The organism is Rhizobium favelukesii (genome assembly GCF_000577275.2).
Classification (GTDB): Bacteria; Pseudomonadota; Alphaproteobacteria; order Rhizobiales; family Rhizobiaceae; genus Rhizobium; species Rhizobium favelukesii.
Genome location: NZ_CBYB010000015.1, coordinates 1 through 2,122, shown reverse-complemented (window position 1 = coordinate 2,122; position 2,122 = coordinate 1). Strand labels below are relative to the sequence as shown.

Sequence of the window (2,122 nt, the reverse complement as noted above, 5' to 3'; positions counted from 1 at the left end):
GGACAGAGGAGCTCATCATGACCCCACTTCGCCAGCGCATGAGCGAGGACATGCAGGTGCGCAATTTTTCGCTCAATACCCAGCACTCGTATCTGCAGCAGGTGTCGCTGTTCGCACGACACTTCGGCAAGTCGCCGGACTTGCTCGGCCGTGAGGACATCCGGACCTATCAGGTCTATCTGGCCAACGAGAAGAAGCTGGCGCCGGGCTCGATCCACATCGCCCTTTCGGCACTGCGCTTTCTCTATAAGGTGACGCTCGAAAGAGATTGGGTGCCGGAAGAGGTCCTCCCGCTTCCCAAGAAGCCACAGAAACTGCCAATCATCCTCAGCCCGGATGAAGTGCAGCAGTTTCTCGGTTGCGTGGCCGATCTCAAACACCACGCCATCCTGACCACCTGCTATGCGGCCGGTTTGCGCATTTCGGAAGCAGTGCACCTGAAGCCCACGGACATCGACAGCCAGAGAATGGTCGTCCGTGTCGAGCAGGGCAAAGGCCAGAAGGACCGCTATGTGATGCTGTCGCCCAAGCTCCTGGAGATCCTGCGCAATTACTGGAAGATGCGGCGGCCGAAGGAGTGGCTCTTCCCCGGCGATCGCGCCGGCCAGCCAATCACCAGGGACGCAGTGGGGCAAGCTTGCGCGAAAGCGCACGACCTCTCCCGCTTGTCCAAACCGGTCACACCACACAGCATGAGGCACGCCTTCGCGGTTCATCTCCTGGAGGCAGGCGCCGACGTGCGCACCATTCAGCTGCTGCTCGGTCACCGCGGCCTCGCGACCACCGCTCATTATCTGCGCATCGCCACCAACAAGGTCTGCGCAACCTCGAGCCCCTTCGAGCTATTGCCGCGTCCAGCGCCCACCCCGCCGCCGCCCGCCAAACCTGAGTATTTCTGAGCTCCCGATGGTCCGTTCGGGGCCGGAAGTGGCGGATATATTCCGTCGCTACGGCGAGGCCTATCGTGCCCGGCACACATCGCTGTCCACTGCTCAGCGCCGTGTCATGACGGCGATCGAGTTGTGCCGGACCGCTGCGCTCGGGGGGCACGTCGAAGCGTGCGACCAATGCGGCCACCGGCGCATCGCCTTCAACAGCTGCCGCGACAGGCATTGTCCCCGCTGCCAATCGCTGGCCCGAGCGCAATGGCTGGAGGATCGGCGCGCCGAGCTTCTCGACACACAGTACTTCCACGTCGTCTTCACGCTGCCGCAGGCCATTGCCGCCATCGCCTACCAGAACAAGGCGCTCGTCTACGGTCTGCTGTTCCGCGCCACTGCCGAGACGCTGCGCACCATCGCCGCCGATCCCAAGCATCTCGGCGCCGAGATCGGCTTCTTCGCCGTGCTGCACAGCTGGGGGCAAAATCTGCTGCACCATCCCCATCTGCACTGTGTCGTTCCGGGTGGCGGGTTCTCGCCGGACAGCACGCGATGGATCGCCTGCAAACCCGGTTTCTTCCTGCCGGTCCGGGTGCTCTCACGCCTGTTCCGACGATTGTTCCTCGAGCACTTGCAGAAAGCCTTCGACGCCGGCAAGCTGCAGTTCTTCTCCGACTTGCAGCGCCTCGAAGAGCGCAACGCCTTCCGGCGCTATTTGGCGCCGCTGCGAAAGGCCGACTGGGTGGTCTTTGCTAAGTCGCCCTTCGCCGGGCCCGAGCAGGTGCTCGACTACGTCGGCCGCTACACGCACCGCATCGCCATCTCCAACAACCGCCTCGTCGATATCGAGGACGGCGCGGTGCGTTTTCGCTGGAAGGATTATCGGCACGGCGATCGGCAAAAGGTCATGACCGTGTCGGCCGACGAGTTCATCCGCCGCTTTCTGCTGCACGTCCTGCCCGAGGGCTTCCATCGCATCCGCTATTACGGTTTTCTCGGCAATCGCCACCGCGAACAAAAGCTTGCCCATTGCCGCGACCTGCTCGGCATGCCGGTTCCCGAGCCATCAGAGAGCCAACCTTCAAAGGACTACCGCGACCGTTACGAGGAACTCACCCGGTGTTCCCTCAGGCAATGCCCGGCCTGTCGTCAAGGACAGATGATCATCATCGAAATCTTCGACGGCGTCCGCGGACCACCGCCATATAGGGATACGTCATGAAAGAAGCGCACCGCTTTCA

At 62.5% G+C, this 2,122-nt stretch carries 2 protein-coding genes; both read left to right on the top strand.

The annotated features are described in order from the left end of the window. The first annotated feature begins 17 nt into the window (after window positions 1–17). Window positions 18–899: a tyrosine-type recombinase/integrase gene (locus tag LPU83_RS23950; RefSeq protein WP_157997295.1), complete on the top strand. Its 882-nt coding sequence runs from the start codon at window positions 18–20 to the stop codon at window positions 897–899. A gap of 7 nt (window positions 900–906) precedes the next feature. Continuing rightward, a complete protein-coding gene (locus LPU83_RS23910; RefSeq protein WP_024319241.1) occupies window positions 907–2,103 on the top strand; it encodes an IS91 family transposase in 1,197 nt (398 codons plus the stop codon). The last annotated feature ends 19 nt before the right edge of the window (window positions 2,104–2,122 follow it).

Coding starts and splice junctions, on each gene's coding strand:
- LPU83_RS23950 (WP_157997295.1), top strand. CDS start 18: ATGACCCCACTTCGCCAGCGCATGAGCGAGGACATGCAGGTGCGCAAT.
- LPU83_RS23910 (WP_024319241.1), top strand. CDS start 907: ATGGTCCGTTCGGGGCCGGAAGTGGCGGATATATTCCGTCGCTACGGC.